This window comes from Bacteroidales bacterium, from assembly GCA_035647615.1.
Taxonomy (GTDB): domain Bacteria; phylum Bacteroidota; class Bacteroidia; order Bacteroidales; family 4484-276; genus SABY01.
Window position 1 is genome coordinate 1 of the sequence record DASRND010000010.1, and the last position, 17905, is coordinate 17905.

21 protein-coding genes are annotated in these 17905 nt (G+C 44.5%); all 21 read right to left on the bottom strand.

The window, feature by feature from the left end; translation table 11 throughout:
- Positions 1–329 (bottom strand): hypothetical protein (locus VFC92_04435; protein HZK07427.1); only part of this gene is annotated, 329 nt, incomplete at its 3' end.
- A gap of 55 nt (positions 330–384) precedes the next feature.
- On the bottom strand, positions 385–804 hold the full coding sequence (locus VFC92_04440; GenBank protein HZK07428.1) for an FdtA/QdtA family cupin domain-containing protein: 420 nt from the start codon (positions 802–804) through the stop codon (positions 385–387).
- The gene (locus tag VFC92_04445) at positions 791–1198 is read right to left on the bottom strand and encodes an FdtA/QdtA family cupin domain-containing protein (protein ID HZK07429.1); all 408 of its coding nucleotides are present in this window, start codon (positions 1196–1198) and stop codon (positions 791–793) included. The genes VFC92_04440 and VFC92_04445 overlap by 14 nt, the downstream gene beginning before the upstream one ends.
- 457 nt (positions 1199–1655) lie before the next feature.
- Entirely contained in the window at positions 1656–2822 is a 1167-nt protein-coding gene (gene wecB / locus VFC92_04450; protein HZK07430.1) for a UDP-N-acetylglucosamine 2-epimerase (non-hydrolyzing), read from the bottom strand.
- Positions 2823–3342: 520 nt separating this feature from the next.
- Positions 3343–3738, bottom strand: a complete 396-nt coding sequence (locus VFC92_04455) for a hypothetical protein (protein ID HZK07431.1) — start codon at positions 3736–3738, stop codon at positions 3343–3345.
- A gap of 137 nt (positions 3739–3875) precedes the next feature.
- A complete protein-coding gene (locus tag VFC92_04460) occupies positions 3876–5042 on the bottom strand; it encodes an NAD-dependent epimerase/dehydratase family protein (GenBank protein ID HZK07432.1) in 1167 nt (388 codons plus the stop codon).
- A gap of 206 nt (positions 5043–5248) precedes the next feature.
- Positions 5249–5629: a GxxExxY protein gene (locus tag VFC92_04465; protein ID HZK07433.1), complete on the bottom strand. Its 381-nt coding sequence runs from the start codon at positions 5627–5629 to the stop codon at positions 5249–5251.
- Positions 5630–5685: 56 nt separating this feature from the next.
- Positions 5686–6102 carry a hypothetical protein gene (locus VFC92_04470; protein HZK07434.1) on the bottom strand — a complete coding sequence of 139 codons (417 nt, stop codon included), beginning with the start codon at positions 6100–6102 and terminating at the stop codon, positions 5686–5688.
- A 183-nt stretch (positions 6103–6285) separates the two neighbouring features.
- Entirely contained in the window at positions 6286–7323 is a 1038-nt protein-coding gene (locus tag VFC92_04475) for a polysaccharide biosynthesis protein (GenBank protein HZK07435.1), read from the bottom strand.
- A gap of 226 nt (positions 7324–7549) precedes the next feature.
- Positions 7550–7807, bottom strand: a complete 258-nt coding sequence (locus tag VFC92_04480) for a DUF2442 domain-containing protein (protein ID HZK07436.1) — start codon at positions 7805–7807, stop codon at positions 7550–7552.
- Positions 7788–8024 (bottom strand): DUF4160 domain-containing protein, encoded by a 237-nt coding sequence (locus tag VFC92_04485; GenBank protein HZK07437.1) that lies wholly within the window; start codon positions 8022–8024, stop codon positions 7788–7790. Before VFC92_04485 ends, VFC92_04480 begins: the two co-directional genes overlap by 20 nt.
- A gap of 301 nt (positions 8025–8325) precedes the next feature.
- Positions 8326–8865: an ArsR family transcriptional regulator gene (locus VFC92_04490; protein HZK07438.1), complete on the bottom strand. Its 540-nt coding sequence runs from the start codon at positions 8863–8865 to the stop codon at positions 8326–8328.
- Between the two features lie 142 nt (positions 8866–9007).
- Positions 9008–10927 carry a sulfate adenylyltransferase subunit CysN gene (gene cysN / locus VFC92_04495; GenBank protein HZK07439.1) on the bottom strand — a complete coding sequence of 640 codons (1920 nt, stop codon included), beginning with the start codon at positions 10925–10927 and terminating at the stop codon, positions 9008–9010.
- 216 nt (positions 10928–11143) lie between these two features.
- Positions 11144–11515, bottom strand: coding sequence for a four helix bundle protein (locus tag VFC92_04500; protein ID HZK07440.1), 372 nt, complete (start codon positions 11513–11515; stop codon positions 11144–11146).
- A gap of 130 nt (positions 11516–11645) precedes the next feature.
- Entirely contained in the window at positions 11646–12554 is a 909-nt protein-coding gene (cysD, locus tag VFC92_04505) for a sulfate adenylyltransferase subunit CysD (GenBank protein HZK07441.1), read from the bottom strand.
- Entirely contained in the window at positions 12541–13119 is a 579-nt protein-coding gene (cysC, locus tag VFC92_04510; GenBank protein HZK07442.1) for an adenylyl-sulfate kinase, read from the bottom strand. The genes cysD and cysC overlap by 14 nt, the downstream gene beginning before the upstream one ends.
- Positions 13120–13234: 115 nt before the next feature.
- Positions 13235–15013, bottom strand: coding sequence for an SLC13 family permease (locus tag VFC92_04515; GenBank protein ID HZK07443.1), 1779 nt, complete (start codon positions 15011–15013; stop codon positions 13235–13237).
- Positions 15007–15261, bottom strand: coding sequence for a hypothetical protein (locus VFC92_04520; GenBank protein HZK07444.1), 255 nt, complete (start codon positions 15259–15261; stop codon positions 15007–15009). Before VFC92_04520 ends, VFC92_04515 begins: the two co-directional genes overlap by 7 nt.
- 137 nt (positions 15262–15398) lie before the next feature.
- Positions 15399–15941 (bottom strand): UpxY family transcription antiterminator, encoded by a 543-nt coding sequence (locus VFC92_04525; protein ID HZK07445.1) that lies wholly within the window; start codon positions 15939–15941, stop codon positions 15399–15401.
- 184 nt (positions 15942–16125) lie between these two features.
- Complete coding sequence (locus VFC92_04530; GenBank protein HZK07446.1) at positions 16126–17043, bottom strand: Gfo/Idh/MocA family oxidoreductase; 918 nt, start codon at positions 17041–17043, stop codon at positions 16126–16128.
- Positions 17044–17045: 2 nt separating this feature from the next.
- Positions 17046–17792, bottom strand: coding sequence for a (Fe-S)-binding protein (locus VFC92_04535; protein HZK07447.1), 747 nt, complete (start codon positions 17790–17792; stop codon positions 17046–17048).
- Positions 17793–17905 lie beyond the last annotated feature (113 nt).

Genomic DNA, 17905 nt, shown 5'->3' on the forward strand with positions numbered 1-17905 from the left:
ATATCAGGAGGTAAAATAATTTGAATTTCTTTTAAATTCTCAGATTTTATAAAATCTTTTAATCCTTCTATAAAGTTTTCTATTTCTCCTATGTATTGGTTGTCTTTTCGGAAATGAAACCCTCCAAAAGGTGCCGAAAACGGTGAGAACAAAACATCACCCTTTTGTCCTGTAATTAACCCAAGCCGGGCCTTTTCATCACCATCTACTAATCTTCGCACGCTACTAACTTTATAGCTATTAAGTGCAATAAAATCTTTCGAAATGAACGGGTGCGGATCAACAGGGAACAAATTATGATATTTTGATTCACTTACTTCTATCAACATTTAACTAGAAATAGTAATGGATAACTCTAAGGATTGTAATAAGTAGTTATTAATTCTAAAGTTTTGATTTGTATTGAAGAAAATCTTCGTAATTCCTAATGTAGTCACTCTCATCAAATTTATCTGATGCAGCAACCAGGCAAATAGCTCCGGATGAAAATTCAAACAGTTCGCGCCAAATACCTGGCATCAGCAGCATCCCATAGTCCGGCCGGTTGAGTGTAACTACCTTTTTGTTCACACCATCATCCAACAAAACACTAAAAGAACCACTTACAGCCACAATTAACTGATGCAAGGTTTTATGCGCATGCCCGCCCCTACCGGAACCTCCCGGAAGATCATAGAGATAATAGACCCTTTGAATGTTGAAGGGAAGGTGTATCTCATTTTCGATAATGGTGATGTTTCCATCTTCCTTATCAATTTTAGGTAAAGGGATAACACTGCAATTATAAACATTAGCAACCGGCATGTTCTCTGTGTTTTAGATATTCCTGATGGTCAAGTATATAGTCGTCTGCACATGATTTTGCAGAACTAAGAATCAGAACAAGCGAATTTGTAGAGAAATTTTCCATGTATCTCCATGTGCAGCTACCAAGATGCAAGCCGTAATAAGAACGGTTTAAATGAAACTTTTGAGATACAGAACCATCATCAACCACTACATCCACACTTCCCGAAAGGGCAACAATAAACTCCTGATGATTTTTATGAGCAAGACCTTCTCTTTTCTTTCCACCTGGCACATCGTAAATCCAATACATCCGCTCGATCTTAAAAGGGATTTGATCAAAGTCTTGAATAAAAGAAAGGTTTCCGCGAGGGCCTCCGATTTTTGGCAGATTGATTATTTGTGCGTTCATGAGTATAGTGGCTTAGGGATGAAGTTGTTGGGGTGTTGGGCTGTGAAGTGCTTTTTGGCATTGTTGAAGGGAGCTATGGGTGTTAGTTTGCGGCAGTATACGTCATCGCTGGCGCTCCTCGCAGAGGCCTGCTACTAAGGAGCAGAACAGTGAATATTAAGTTGCACAGCGTTTCACGAAGTTTGAAATGGAGTATCATAGAGTTTTAAAAAGAAATTGTAAGTTTTACACCGTGAGACATTGTGCTTTAACTCTGTGCGACGCTGTGGAACCTATTCACTCCAGACGGTTCGTTTGATGTAGTCGGTGTAGCTGAGTTTTTTAAGACAAAAGATAAAAGTGTAAAGATAAATGTTGGCCAATGATATGATTAGTCTATAGAAGCTAAGAATGGACTAAACACTACCGATTTGAGATCATTTTTTCTTTTGTCTTTTTACTTTTATCTTATCCGTTCTTACTCACTCCACACAGTTCGTTTGATGTAGTCGGTGTAGCTTAAGATAATCCTCACCACTTTATCCGCAACATTTGGCATGCTGTAGTCAGCTACCTGGCGGAAGCTGCGTTCGTTACCGATTTTTTGGTACTGCAACTGCACAAGTCCTTGCAGAATGCGCTCCGGGTTCAGGCCAACCATCATCACCGATGCTTCTTCCATGGCTTCGGGGCGTTCGTGAGCTTCGCGGATGTTGAGGGCACGGAAGTTCATGGTGGAGGATTCTTCAGAGATGGTGCCCGAGTCGGATAAAACAGCAAATGCATTTTTCTGCAAATGGTTGTAGTCGTGGAAACCGAGGGGTTTCATCCATTGGATGAGCGGGTTAATATGGAACGCGGATGACGCAGATTGGACAGATTCTCGTGGATTTATCTGGTCAAGTTTTTTACGGGTACGGGGGTGTGTGGATACGATGATGGGGTAGTTGTATTTTTCAGCAATGAGGTTGAGTGCTTCGATGAGTCCCCTAAAGTTTTTCTCGCTGGTGATGTTTTCCTCCCGATGGGCTGAGACCACAAAGTATTTTTCTTTTTTAAGCTGTAAACGCTGTAATATATCTGAAGCATCAATTTTATCCATGTAGGCATTCAGCACTTCAAACATGGGGCTGCCGGTTTTGATGATACGGTCGGCGGGGAGTCCTTCGCGCAGCAGGTATTCCCTGGCTATTGAGCTGTAGGTTAGGTTGACATCTGAAACATGATCGACAATTTTCCTGTTCGTTTCCTCAGGCACACGTTGATCGAAACAACGGTTTCCGGCTTCCATGTGGAAGATAGGAATCTTTCTTTTTTTAGCAGCAATGGCACACAAACAGGAGTTGGTGTCGCCCAACACTAAAAACGCATCGGGCTTTACAGATTCTAAAACAGGGTCAATATTGATGAGTATCTGTCCGGCAGTAGTTGTTGCATTGCTCCCGGCAGCATTCAAAAAATAATCCGGCTTGCGCAATCCCAGGTCTTCAAAAAAGACTTCGTTTAGTTCATAGTCGTAGTTTTGTCCCGTGTGGACTAAAACGTGATCAATGGCGGCGGATCCATCCAGCTTTTGTAAAACGCGGGAGAGGCGAATTATTTCGGGTCTTGTACCTACTACTGTAAGGACTTTTAGTTTTTTCATGTCATTTGATTAATGGAACGCTGATGATAGTTAATGGAACACTGATGACGCTGATTTAGCTGATTTTCACGGATTTAATCTGTGGTCATCTGTTTGATCCGTGTTATCCGTGTTCTATTCACACTTTTTCAAAATAAGTATCCGAATCGTCAGCATCATAATGTTCGTTTATCCAGAAGATGGTGTAAAGCTCTTCATCGCCGGTATTGGTGATGTTGTGGGTGTACCAGATGGGCATAACAATAAATGAGGGCTAATTGATGTCTTATTTTCTTAGTTCATTAAGAAACTGCTCACGGGTCATACTTAAATGTCTGAGGACTTGCTTGATGATAAATTCAGGCACTGGATTAACATGGGTTTGAATAGTGATTGGTCTGTTGAGATCGGAGCGCGACCATTTTTCATGACCTCCTCTGCCTTTAGTTGTTTTAATAACTTTGAGGCCTTGTAAAGATAGGAAACTCCTGAAATCATTTAAAGAAATATTAGAGAGTTTCCTTGAGGTCATACATCCTTCTTATACCATTACAGGTAGTTCAACTTCCTGATGAAAGGTTTGAACAGCGTGTTTATCAAAAATCTCTGAAACATATTTGTTTTTCCCAATAACCGAGGTAATGCTTGGTGCTATTAGTCTGGCTGGTTTTTTAGCTGTTCCTTTTGATTTCCAACCTAGATCTGCAAGTACTTTGGATATGGTTTTTTTGTTGAGTGTATAGTCTATGAAATCATCGAGTACGATAGTAAATGATTTTTTTGCATCTTTGAGTGTGTAGCCATAACCTGTAAGATCGAGATGTGGCGAAAAAACAAAATGCACCTTGTTTTCGTCCTGAAAGTGGATCAGGAATAAATTTACCTTCACCTTAGCTTTTGGGTTATTAATGTCTGCTGTGTATAAATAGTTGCTCATTTTAAAAAAATCAGTGTACAAAGTTAATGATAAAAAATGAAGATGATAGTTAATGGAACACTGATGACGCTGATTTGGCTGATTTTCACGGATTTAATCTGTGGTCATCTGTTTGATCCGTGTTATCCGTGTTCTATTCACACTTTTTCAAAATAAGTATCCGAATCGTCAGCATCATAATGTTCATTAATCCAAAAAATGGTGTAGAGTTCTTCGTTGCCTATGTTTGTAATATTATGCGTGTACCAGATGGGCATATCCACAAAGGATGGCTTATCTCCATCCAGTTCAAAAGATAAAACCTCATCTGTTCCTATTCTTCTCAACTCAATTTTTGCATTTCCCTTAATCACAGCAAATCGCTCAGCCTTGCGGGTATGAAAATGATTACCTCGGGTGATTCCTGGCAGTGTTGTGGAAAAACTTATCTGCCCACCACTGTTCAACTTCACGGTTTCAACAAAACTACCACGATCATCTGTATTTAGTTTTAGATGGTAAGGAAAAAATGATTCGTGATCGATGTAGCAGAGGAAGGTATTCCAAAGATTTCTATCAAAGGGAGTATCCAAATTTGGAATCATCCCTTTTGTGAAATAATCGTCTTTAAATGTTGTGAGCGTAGCAAGCAATGCTGATACTTTTATGGTGGCTGTGTGAGGAATTTTTATGGTTTCACAGAGTTTCGCAGAGTTTTGCACAGTGTTACGCTGTGTTTTACTCTGCGCGACACTGTGTAACTTTATATTATTAATAAAGTGAACGACCAGCTCTGAAACATATATTAGCTTGATTTCTCCATCCACATCAATTTTTGGTGTTTCATTATGCGTAAGCTGATGGCAAAATGTAGCAACCACTGAATTGTAATAAGGATTTCCAAAGGGGCCAAAGACATTGGGGATTACAAATCCGGTGAACTGCGCGTTGTTTTTGTCGGCCCATTGCTCAAATAATTGTCGGCCTTCCTTTTTTGACTTCCCATAAAGATTATCGCGCTCTTCCTGTGTTGATGAGGAGAAAAGTATGTGAGGCGTCGACTGGGTTGATTCACAGGCAGCGATGAGTTGTTTTACCAAACCAATGTTCGTTTCATAAATCACCTGAGGATCGTTGTGGCGGTTCATGGCTGCCAGATGGACGATGGCGTCGCATTGACTTACAAATTTCTCCAACCTTGTAACATCCTTAAAAAAATCATCTTCAAAAGGGATGCGCTCGAATTTTTCGGGAGAAAGTCCGAGGGTGTTGTACAGATGCGTGCCAACGAAGCCGGCCTGGCCGGTTATTCCAACTTTGATCATATTAATAAAACATTAATGAATAGAACGCAGATGACACAGAAAACGCAGACACACACAGATTTTTTCTCAAAGGCTGTTCAATTATTATTTTAATAATAGAACGCTGAGGACGCTGATAGCGCAGGCAATCACTGATTTATTACGATTTGGATATTAATAGAATAAAGACACACACAGATAATCAATGATTATTTGTCAATTTCTACTTAATGATTTGAAAATATTTTTCTACTTATCTGAGGCTTTTTACCAAAATTAAGAAGCAAACCCACTTCTATTTCAGTAGCTTTAAGATAATTGATAAGCTGGAACTCATGTTCCTCGCAAAGAGACTCGGCAGCTTTTAGCTCTACAATTACTTTATTTTCAACTACCAGATCGGCAAAGTACTCTCCAACGACGACGTTCTGATAAAGAACGGAAATAGGCTTTTGCCTCTCTACAGTCAATCCTTCTTTTTCCAATTCAATTTTCAAAGCGTTTTCATATACTTTTTCCAAAAAACCATAGCCAAGCTCGTTATAGACTTTATAAAAGCAGCCGATAATATGTGAAGTAAGATCTTTATGCAGGTAATATTGATCCATTTAATCAACATTAATTAAATAAAACATATCTGCGATTATCTGCTTAATCTGTGTCCTCAGTGTTCCATTTTCCAGTGGTCATCAAGGAAACGATAATCATCATTTTTAGAATCTTCCAAACTCATATCTGAAAAAACAATCATTGTTGAATCAGGTTCTAAGGCTTTGAATCCGTTGGTGTGTCCAGGCTCAATCATCAGGATTTCACTCTTTTGGTCTGATAAGATTTGGCTATTTACTTTAAGTTCTTTTGAAGGCTGCTCCCAATCATCAATTTTAATCCAATTGATTACGAAGCTACCTTTGACAACATAGAAGTACTTTGTCTCCTTTTGATGCCCCTGCCAGGCTCGAATTACAGAGGTATCGGGATGCGTGATTGTATAAAAGCGCTTGATGCCTTCAAAGTTGAAGTCGTTGACAAAGCGGATGGTGCCGCGTGCATCAGTATGTCGATTGCCTTTGATAATCATGTTAATGGAACACTAATGACACAGATTTAAATGATTCACACAGATTTTTATCTTTGTTTATCTGCTCAATCGGTGTTTTCTATGTTCTATTTGCCAGGGATCGCAGATGATACTGAATTATAGAATTAAAATAGATTTTATCTGCGAATATTTGCTCAATCTGTGTTATCCGTGTTCTATCAGTTATGGTTCGTAGATGTGTGTACTGTCTTCGTTGAGGATGTCTTTGCGGATTAAGGGAAGTTTCAGCAATAGCTCCTTCATTCCTACCACATCGAGCCGTTGCGTGTTGTGCGAAGTATAATCTTCTACTTCCGACACTTTGGATTCGCCTTCAGTAAAAAACTTGCCATAGTTGAGGTCGCGGTTGTCGGCAGGGATGCGGAAATAATTTCCCATATCATTGGCTTTTGCCATTTCTTCCCGGTTCACGAGGGTTTCAAATAACTTTTCTCCGTGGCGGGTGCCGATCACTTTGATTTCAGTTTTTGAGTTGTATAATGAAATCAGCGCCTTGGCCAACACTTCGATGGTTGCTGCCGGCGCCTTCTGCACAAATATGTCTCCGTTTTTGCCATGTTCAAAAGCATACACCACCAACGTAACTGCATCCTGCAAAGTCATCATGAACCTGGTCATATTGGGATCGGTGATGGTGATGGGTTTTCCCTGCTTTATCTGCTCTACAAACAAAGGGATCACCGATCCGCGGGAAGCCATTACGTTACCATAGCGGGTGCCACAAAAAGTTGTTCCGCTGCTATTCAGGTTGCGACTTTTGGCAACCATCACTTTCTCGCTCAACGCCTTCGACATTCCCATGGCGTTAATAGGATAGACCGCTTTATCAGTACTCAGAACTATCACATTTTTAACTTTGTTTTCGAGCGCGCTGTCGAGCACATTTTCGCAGCCCATCACATTGGTTCGCACAGCCTCCATGGGGAAAAACTCACACGAAGGAACCTGCTTTAACGCAGCAGCCTGAAAAACATAATCGACGCCACGCATGGCATTATCTATACTACGCTTATCACGGGTGTCGCCGATGTAATATTTAATCTTTTCGTTGCGGTATAGTTGTCGCATGTCGTCCTGCTTTTTCTCATCACGCGAAAATATCCGGATCTCTTTGATATTCGAATCGAGAAATCTATCCAGTACGGCATTACCAAAAGAGCCGGTGCCGCCGGTGATTAAAAGGGTTTTGTTGCTGAACATTTAATAAAGAGTTATTTGTTATCGGGTTGTGAAGTACTTTTTTTGGCATTGTTACAAGGGGCTATGTGTGTTAGTTTGAAGCAGTCTGCCGCGTCGCTGCGCTCCTCGCAGAGACTTGTTCCTAAGGAGCTGCATTTATTATTTCCATAAGAAGTATGGCCATTGCGAGGAGCGCAGCGACGAAGCAATCGAGCATGCAGCCTTAAATATTTATTTAAGAAAAACTCTAATGATTCACTCCAAATCTACCCTCCATCAGGCCGATTATCGACAAATCTTCGTCAAGGTCTGGCCAATGCAGTCCTGTTCCTTCACAAATTATTTCAACATTCCTAACCTTCTCTATTGAAGCAGTGCTTAATTTCTTATTTAATGCTATAGGAAACCGGATCTCTCTACCATCGCTCATCATCACGCAAATCTTAGCTTCCTCAAACCATACTTTTACAGCTTTGAAATGCAACTCAGCTACCATGTACTTCATGCCATTTGATTTTAATGATTTCTAAATGCTCATAAATTAACTCTTCAGCTGTGGTAATATCACCAACCTTCATGCCCTGAGCGAATTCCAATTCTACAGGTTCGATCCAAAACTTTGCAAAGCCACCAGCCTTACGTACATGAACATGCACTGGCTCTTGCCCTTCATTAGAGTAAAAGAAAAATACAAAGCCGAATTTTCTAAAAACTTCAGGCATAACAAAATATCAGGTTAACAGGTTGTCAGGTTATCTGGCTGTAAAGACATTTTTGGGCATTGTTACAAGAGTCTGTTGGTGTTAGTTTGAAGCAGTCTGCCGCGTCGCTGGCGCTCCGCTCAGAGACTTGCTACTGAGGAGCTGAATTTGGTATTTCTATGCAGAGTATGGCTATTGCGAGGAGCGCAGCGACGAAGCAATCTTCCCACAGCTTCGCCAGGTCAGTTACATTTTTGAGTTGTAACCTACTGGTTATGTGATTTTTATAAAACCACTTCCTGGCGCCTAAAGTGAGCCTTTTCTATGTATCATACTGCCACAACAAGAGGTACTCGGTGTCCTCTTTGTCGGTCAGAAATTCTCGTTCTTCGGTTTCGGTGTGCACCAAATAGTTGATAACACGATGGATGAGCCGTTCTGCTTTCCGCACCAACTCAGCCAGATATTTTTCATCGACGACATTGCCAACAAAAAGCAACTCTATGGCCTCCGCATCAATTCCGTTTGCATAATCACCCGTAACGTACACCCTGCGAATATCACCCAGACCATCTATTACCTTTTGGATGATCTGATCGAAACCCAGATGCTTGAGCAGAATGCTGTGGAGGTCGGAAAAAAGCGGGTGATCTGTGTTGGCCTGAAACACTTTCTTTATGCCATCCTTACTGGAAGTGAGCAAGCCAGCTTTCTCAAAACGGTTGAGCTCCAGCCGGATGGCATTGCTCGACTCACCAAATTCGGTGGCCAGCCCCCTCAGGTGCGCTTTTGCATTGGCATTCAGGAAAAACCTGGTGATCAGCTTAATGCGTGTACGTGATGTAATCAGTGCGTCTATCATGTGTTCCTTAAAACCGAGTAGCAAAACTACTCAACAATCTCTAACCACATAGAAAAAAGAACAGTTATTTTTTGTTAATAACCGCTGCTATCCTACAAAGCATTGGTATTCAATGTGAATAAATCCTCGTGACAAACCCCATTTATTTTAAAGGAAAGATTTTTTCCTGCCGAAGGTAAGTCATGATGCGTTCTACATTTTCATCATCTCGTGGGTCCATAACCAAATGAGCATTTTCAGGGACATTATAATTCGCATCAAGACCGGGCATATTTTCTATCTCCCCCCTGTCGGCTCTTTCCCAGAGTTTGGGTCGGTTTTCACGACCAAAATCCACGTCGGCATCCATGTACACCAGATGAAATCTTTCCTGACCAATTATCTTCGCCACCTGCCGGCGAATGTTGTCGTCGGGCGAGATAAACGAGCAGAGTGTGATGATTCCCTGATCGTTGAGCAAACGCGCCACGTGCGCCACGCGCCGCAGATGTTCGGCACGGTCGGAGGGTGAATAGTCGAGTTCGCGGGATAGTCCGGCGCGGATGGTGTTGCCTTCGAGCAGCACCACAATAGCTCCTTCGTCGAAAAGGCGGCGCTCAAGGGTATAGGCAAGCCGGTTTTTGCCGCTGCCATGCAATCCAGTAATCCATACTGTAGCACCTTTCTGATTGTAAAACCGGTCCCGCTCCTGCGAGGTGATGAGACATTCGCCATGCTCAATCTTCTCTATCTCCATGTCGGTGATGCGCAGCGAATTCTCGTCGGGCTTGCGCGCATCGATAATCATGCCCACGGCGCTGGTATTATTGGTAACAGGATCGATGAGCACAAATGAGCCTGTGCCATGATTCTTTTTGTAAGCGTCGAAGAACAAAGGCTTCGCGGTGGTGATGGCCACGCGTGCTATCTCATTCAGCGTAAGCTGTGTAGCCGGCGATTTTTCCAGCGTATTCACATCGGTTTTGTAACGCACTGCGTCAATGCGGACGCGGGTGGTGGTGGTGGTATGTTTGATATAATATTGTGTGGCGGTGTCGAGCGGCTTCTCATCCATCCATACCAGCATGGCTTCCTGGTGACGACCAATGAGTGGCAGATTGTCGGTATGCACAAGCATCTCGCCGCGTGAGATGTCTATTTCATCGGCGAGGGTCAGTGTAACCGACTGTGGTGGGAAAGCCATCTCCGGCTCACCGTCGTAGGTAACGATACGTTCCACCGTGCTGGTCTGCCGCGAGGGCAAGGCCATCACTGTGTCGCCTTTGCGCACGATACCGGAGGTAATACGTCCGGCAAATCCACGGAAAGTGAGCGTAGGGCGGTTTACGTATTGAACCGGCAACCTCAGGTCGCTGAAGTTGCGGTCGCTGCCAACATGTACCGTTTCAAGAAATTCGAGCAGACTTTTGCCATGATACCATGGCATCTTGTCGGTGATGTCCACCACGTTGTCGCCTTTAAGTGCCGATAGCGGGATAAAGTTTATATCGGGAATGTCGAGGCCGGTGATGAAGTTGCGGTAGTCGTTGCAGATGTTCTCAAACACCTCCTCGCTGTAGTCTGTCAGATCCATCTTATTAACCGCCAGCACCACGTGTTTTATCCCAAGAAGCGAGACGATAAAAGTATGCCGCCGCGTTTGCGTGATCACACCTTTGCGTGCATCTATCAGGATGATGGCCAGGTTGGCGGTAGAGGCACCTGTAACCATGTTGCGGGTGTACTGCTCGTGGCCGGGTGTGTCGGCGATAATAAACTTGCGCTTGTTGGTCGAGAAATAGCGATACGCCACGTCGATGGTAATGCCTTGTTCGCGTTCGGCTTTGAGACCGTCGAGCAACAGAGCGTAGTCGATGTCGTCGCCGGCATGGCCGATGCGTTTGCTGTCGCGCTCCAGGGCCTGTAGATGATCTTCATAAAGCCGCTTGCTGTCGAAGAGCAACCGACCAATTAAAGTGCTTTTACCGTCATCAACCGAACCTGCCGTAAGAATACGCAGTAGATCCTTGTTTTGATCCTGATCGAGAAAGGCTTTGATATCAAGAGAGTGAGTTTGCTTCATGTTTTGAGAGTTTGTATTTGAAGTTGCATGGCGCATGGCGCATGGCGCGTGTTACGTAGCACAGATTAGCTCATAGCTGAGCCATTTAAATGCTTTGCAAATTAGTATTTCTTATTTTCGATAAAAGATCAGTATGATTAAAAAACTAATAACTGTTAGCTTGCGACTCTTTGTATCATGCTCTATGCGCCAAGTGCCATGCTATCCAATCAAAAATTATTTATCAATTGTTTTGAGGAGGGTTTTTCTGAAATTGGAAATCATGCTGCTTAGATGATTCAATTTTTCGAAATGCTCCTCCTTAACTTCTTTGGGAATGTATCCTCTCATTAAAGTTATGGCGATAATATTGGCACATTCAAATGTTGATCGCCTTGCAATATTCAAAAAATTAGCAAAATCCTTATCAGAATAAGAGCCGGAACCTTCGGCAATGTTATTCGTAATACTCATGGCTGCCGCATTTAACTGCTCAGCAAATTTGTATTTCTTCTTTTCGGTTAAAAGATCGGCAAGGTCGAAAAGCTGATTTGAAATTTCGCTGGCAAATTTCCATATTTCCAGTTGTTCAAATCTAAATCTTATCATAGGGATATTTGTATTTTATACATTCTTTTATCTTTTGTAAAACCAATGACGCACCTGCCGTTCCTTGCTCTAATTGTATTGCTCTACACACCCTGGGTCTTGTTCCAAGCTCTCCGCGCCTTGCGCCCTGCTAAAAATATCCTTCCCTCTTCTTTTGCTCCATGCTGCCGTCCTGGTCGAAGTCGATGACGCGGGTGGTGCGTTCGCTTACGGTGGTGGTCATCATCTCTTCGACGATCTTTTCGATGGTGTCGGCTTCCGACTCGATGGCGCCGGTGAGCGGGTAGCATCCGAGGGTGCGAAAGCGTACCATCTTCATCTCTGCCTTAGCAGCAAGTTCGGGCGGCATGCGGTCGTCGTCCACGAGCACCCAGGCATCGTTGTATTTCACCACAGGCCGCTTTTTAGCATAGTAAAGGGGCACGATGGGAATTTTCTCCAGCCGGATGTATTGCCAGATGTCGAGTTCTGTCCAGTTGGAGAGCGGGAATACACGTATCGACTCGCCTTTGTGAATGCGGGTATTGTAGATATTCCAAAGCTCCGGTCGCTGGCTTTTGGGCTCCCACTGGTGATACTGATCGCGGAAGCTAAAGATACGTTCTTTGGCGCGCGACTTCTCCTCATCGCGACGGGCGCCACCAAATGCTGCATCGAAACCATATTTGGTAAGTCCTTCCAGCAGCGCCTCTGTCTTCATAATATCGGTGTGTACCTTGCTGCCATGAGTAAAAGGTCCTACCCCACTCTCGAAAGCGGCTTTGTTGTAATGCACGATCAGATCCCAGCCTTTCTCGAGCGTGTAGTTCTCGCGAAAGGTGATCATCTCCGAAAACTTCCATTTGGAATCGATGTGCATCAATGGGAAAGGCACCTTGCCGGGATAGAAAGCTTTCTCAGCCAGACGCACCATCACGGAGGAGTCCTTGCCAATAGAATAAAGCATTACCGGGTTTTGAAATTCGGCAGCCACCTCGCGGATGATGTGGATGGCTTCCGCTTCGAGTTCCTGCAGGTGTGTTAGTTTATATCCGTTCATGTTGATAAGTTATTTCAGGTAAGATGATGGTCATAATTTTGTCGATGCTTTGCGCAATGGTAAATTGACTGGTGTCGATGGCGAGGGCAGCTTGCTCTGGTGGCTCAAAAGGAGCATCCACACCGGTAAAGTTTTTGATAAGCCCTGCGCGGGCATCTTTGTAAAAGCCTTTGGGATCGCGCTTTTCGCAAATTTCGATGGGTGTACTTACGTAGATTTCTATAAAATCGGCCCTGCCGATGATCTGGCGTGCCATCCGGCGTATTGCCCGGGTAGGACTGATAAAGCTGTTGATGGTAATTACTCCGCTACGAACCAGGAGTTTAGAAACCTCGGCAATGCGGCGGATGTTTTCAGTGCGGTCCTGTATGGTAAAACACAGGTTGCTGTTGATGCCTTTGCGGATGATGTCGCCGTCGAGCACCTGCGTCAGGTGACCTTTCTCATAAAGCCGCTTCTCAAGAGCCAGGGCAAGCGTGGTTTTTCCGGCTCCCGGCAAACCCGTAAACCAGACAACCCTCGAATGCTGGTGCAACAACTGCTCCTTTTCGGCACGGGTGATCAAAATGTTCGTTGTTTGTTGTTCCCTTCGACTACGCTGGTTTCGACAAGCTCAACCACCACAGGACAGGTGTTGTTTGTTGTTCGTTGTTCGTTGTTCGTTGTTTGTCTTAATTTCATCAAAAGAACACCGCATACACGATCCCGACCGAAACCACCATATACAATAGCGTAAGCGGAAAGCCAATCCTGAAAAAGTCGTGGAACGTGTAGCCTCCGGGACCATACACCATCAGGTTGGTTTGATAACCGATAGGTGTGAGAAAACTGGCCGCTGCCGCGTAGGTCATTATGAGTACCAGCGGCATCGGGTTGACGTTCATCTTTATAGAAATGGTAAGCATGATTGGAAAAAGAATAGCAACTGCTGCCTTATTGTTAATATAGGCGCTAAGGACTGCCGAAATGATATAAATGCCAAAAAGTATGGTTAATGTCCCAAAAGGCATCAGGATATCGACCAGGAAATACCCAATATGGCTGGCCACACCCGACTTGAGCATAGCAATGCCCAGTGCCAGGGACATAGCGATGATGATGGCCAGGTTGAAATCGACCGTCTTTGGAAGATCCTTGGGGTTGATGAGTTTGATAAGTAGCACGATGGTGATGAGGATGGCAAGCGAAAGAAACAACGATACCAATTTGGTAGCTGAGAGAAAAACAGCAAGCATTAGTCCGCCAATGAGCAGCACCGATTCGTAAGGCTTGGTGCGGCGGTAATCTTTTACACGTGAAATGAGATAAAAATCCTGTGTGTTCATGCTGAGCTTATTAAAGTCGTTGCCTGCTATGAGTAGCAATACGTCGCCGGGGCGCAGTTTCACGTTTCCAAGCTTTCCGGCAATACGCTCGCCATTGCGATGCAGCGCCACGACGGCAGCATCGTATTTACTGCGAATCATGGCTTCTTTTACCGTGTTGCCGGCAAGGTTGGAGTTGTGTGATATCACCACCTCGATGGCCTCTGTATGATCTTTTCGGCGGTACATCCCAAGCTCTGAAAGCTCAAGGCCTGAGCGCGTTTTTACCAGTTCCGCAATGGTGTTGGTATCGCCGGCAAAAACCAGCACGTCGTCCTTTTGCAATATCTCGTTGGGATTGACAGGGCGCAGCCGCGTGTCACCACGGATTATCTCGGCCAGAAACAGCCCATTAAGACTTCGCAGCTCTGCTTGTTTTACACTTTTCCCGGGAAGCGACGATTCGCTGCGGATGCGTGTCTCCACCAGATAACGACGCGTGTTTTCCACAAAGTCGTCCATCACATCGCGCCGCGAAGGCAAAAGCTTGTTGCTGAAAAATATCAAAAACAGCGAGCCTAGGACGATCATCGGTAAACCCGCCCAGGCAAAATCAAAAATATCAAATGTCGAAAAGCCGGGAATCACCGTTTGTGCCTGTATCAGTCCATTCACAATAAGGTTGGTGCTGGTGCCAATAAGCGTAGCTGTTCCTCCCAAAATGGCAGCGTACGAAAGCGGTATGAGCAACTTGGATGGGCTCACCTTGTTGCGCTGGCTCCATGTATTTACATAAGGCATCAGAATAGCTACCAGCGGAGTATTGTTTAAAAATGCCGAGAGGGTAGAGACACTCAGCACCATGCGCGTCAAAAAACTACGGTAGGTTTTGGCGCGCTTAAAGAAGTAATCAAAAAATCCTTCGAGCACACCGGTATTTCTTATCATCTCACCAATCATCAACAACATGAGAACGATCAAAATCTGCTCATTGGCAAACCCGCTTAATATTTCGGCGGGCGTGAGGATGCCAAACATACCAAGCACCAGAATACCGGCGATGAAAGTATAAGCAGGCCCTATCAATCCCGTGTACAACGACACGATGATGAAGATGATGACTGCCAGAACGATGATGCCTTCGAAGGTTAGCATTGATACTGTTGGTTGGGCGCAAGGCGCGGGGCGCAAGGCGCAGGGCGCAAGGTAGAGTGCATGGCTAAACGTGAAATGCCTATGATAAACGGCGTGGGATACAAGTAACTCATGGCTACTCGTTTAAATACTTTGCAAATTAGTACTTCTTCTTTTTCATTTAAAAGATCATCAAGATCAAAAAGCTGATTGCTAATTTCAATAGCGAATTCCCAAATTTCCAGTTGTTCAAACCTAAATTTTGTCATAGGGTTTTTAAACTAGTCAACCATGTTTTAATCTTTTGTTCTACGCGCCAATCTCTTTGCGCCAAGCTCTTTGCGCCATGCTCTTTGCTCTCCGCGCCATGCTCTTTGCTCTCCGCGCCTTGCGCCCTGCGCCCTGCCTATTGCTTTGTTCGCACCTGACCGCGGTCTAACTCGGCCACCACCGACACACCCATCTGCTCGATCTGTAGCACCAGCTTGGTTTTGCCCACCCGAAGCACCTTTCCGTAAACGCCTTCCAGCGGCCCGCCGGCAATCTCTACATCCTGTCCGGCCTCCACTTTTATGCGATAGCCCTGGGTTTTGTTGAGAAACTTTTCGATGGCATCAATCTCTTTCTGACGAACAACAGCCGGCTTGCCCAAAAAAAATAAAAACCGAACTACTCCCTGAACCTGCAACACATTATAACGCTCACGTTCTGTTACTTTCACAAATACATAGGAGTTGAACAAAGGCAGCTCCACCTTTTTGCGGCGGTCTTTCCATTGGCGCAGCGTGGTGTAAAGTGGAAGATAGCTATGAATACCACTTTCGCAAAGCCGCTCGTGTACCCGTTTTTCGGCGCGCGGCGCAGTGTATATCACGAGCCACTTAGCCACAGGTTTTTGAGCCGGTTTGGTAACTTTTACTACCCTGTATTCAATTCTTGGAACATCCATGCTGTTAGTAGCTTACCTGTCTGTCCATACTGATACAGCTTCGCCAGGTCAGTTACATTTTTGTCATGTAAAGAGTTGATAATCTGTTATATAAAAAAATCACTTTACAACCTAAAAAACGCTGCAAAGTGAGTAACAAAACTACTCAAAAAATTTAATCTGCAATTTTTCAAAGTGAGAAAGATCACTTGGTTGCATTGCGTATCTTATGTACTATGTTGATACTGTTGCGTGCAGCTTCCAATCCAAAGCCTTCGCCAGCCAGAATCTTTTCGTATGCCACCGTGTGCAAATCAGTAAAACCCTGGCTAAATTCGATCTCGTCCCCATCTACTGTTATGCTGCGATAGGTACGCTGGCCGCGTTGCAGTATTTCTGTGGGGATATCATTTACGTCCAGACTGAGCTGCCACTTCACGCGCGCCCGTTCCAGTTCCAAAAAACCACTCACCTTGTCAGGCTGAGAGTTGGTGACATGAACGTCGATAACTTCCCCAAAAATCCACGACAACATATCAAAAAAGTGCACACCAATGTTGGTAGCCACTCCACCCGACTTGGCAACATCGCCTTTCCATGAAATAAAATACCAGCGACCACGGCTGGTAAAATAGGTAAGATCGACGTTGTAAATCTTATCCTGCGAGCCTTCGTCCACTTTCTTTTTCAGCCCGACGATAGCCGGATGATGACGCAGCTGAAGGATGGTGTAAATCTTTTTTCCGGTCTCTTGCTCAATTTCCTGTAAAGCGTCCACATTCCATGGATTAAGCACGATAGGTTTTTCACAAATAGCATGTGCCTCATTGCGCAAAGCCAGACGGATGTGGGCATCGTGCAGGTAGTTGGGTGAGCAGATGCTTACATAGTCGATGTTTTTGCCTGTATTCTGGCGGCGCAGCTTGTCGAGGTGCCGGTCGAAGCGCTCGGGTTCGGTAAAAAAGTCGGAATCGGGGAAAAAGCTGTCCATCTTACCCATGCAATCAAAAGGGTCGAGGGCCGCCACAATGCGGTTTCCGGTGTCGGCGATTGCTTTCATGTGCCGCGGGGCAATGTATCCCGCTGAGCCTATCAACGCAAAGTTGAGTACTTTTTTTTCCATAGTTAAATAGCTTTTTTGTGATACTGATCGCTTGCTTTGGCAATCAGATCGATGATATGCATGGTTTTTAAATTCAGTTGATGTTGGTCGATGTAGCTCTGCAGATGCATCAGACACGAGGAGTCGGTGGAGATAATGTATTCGGCGCCGGTTTTGAGCGCATGCTCCACCTTTTGTTCGGCCATGGCTGTAGAGATGGCTTCGTGCCTGATGGCAAAGGAGCCACCGAAACCACAGCATTCATCCGTTTTTTCCATCTCGACAAGCCGCACGCCATCGATGCCCCGCAGAAGACGACGCGGTATTTCAGGGTCGAGATGATATTCGCGCAAAGCGGCGCATGAATCATGATAAGTGACCACGGCTTCGAATGTACCGGGGATTTTATCCACTTTTAATACATTAACGATGAAGTCGGTGATCTCGAAAATGTTGTTTTTTATCTTTTTGTATTCGAGGTGCCAGGGGGAGTTGTAAAAGAGTTTTTCGTAGTAGTTGCGGATAAATCCGATGCAGGAAGCGCTGGCGCCGACAATAGGCCGCTCGCCCTTGAAGTCGCTCAAAAACTTAATGCCCAGCCTCCTTGCCTCCTCGCGGTAGCCACCGTTGAAGGCCATCTGTCCGCAACAGGTTTGGTTGGGGTTGTAATGCACTTCAACATCCAGCTTTTCGAGCACCTGAACCATACTGAAAGCGGTAGATGGATATAGCTGATCGATGAAGCACGGAACAAAAATATCCACATCCATAGCAATCTTTTTTATGCTTTAAAGCGGGCAAAAGTACAGCTAATAGTGTAAATGCTTCTCTTTATTAAAAAACTTACTTTATGATGAAGTTGGAAGTAGTCGTTAAAGAATGT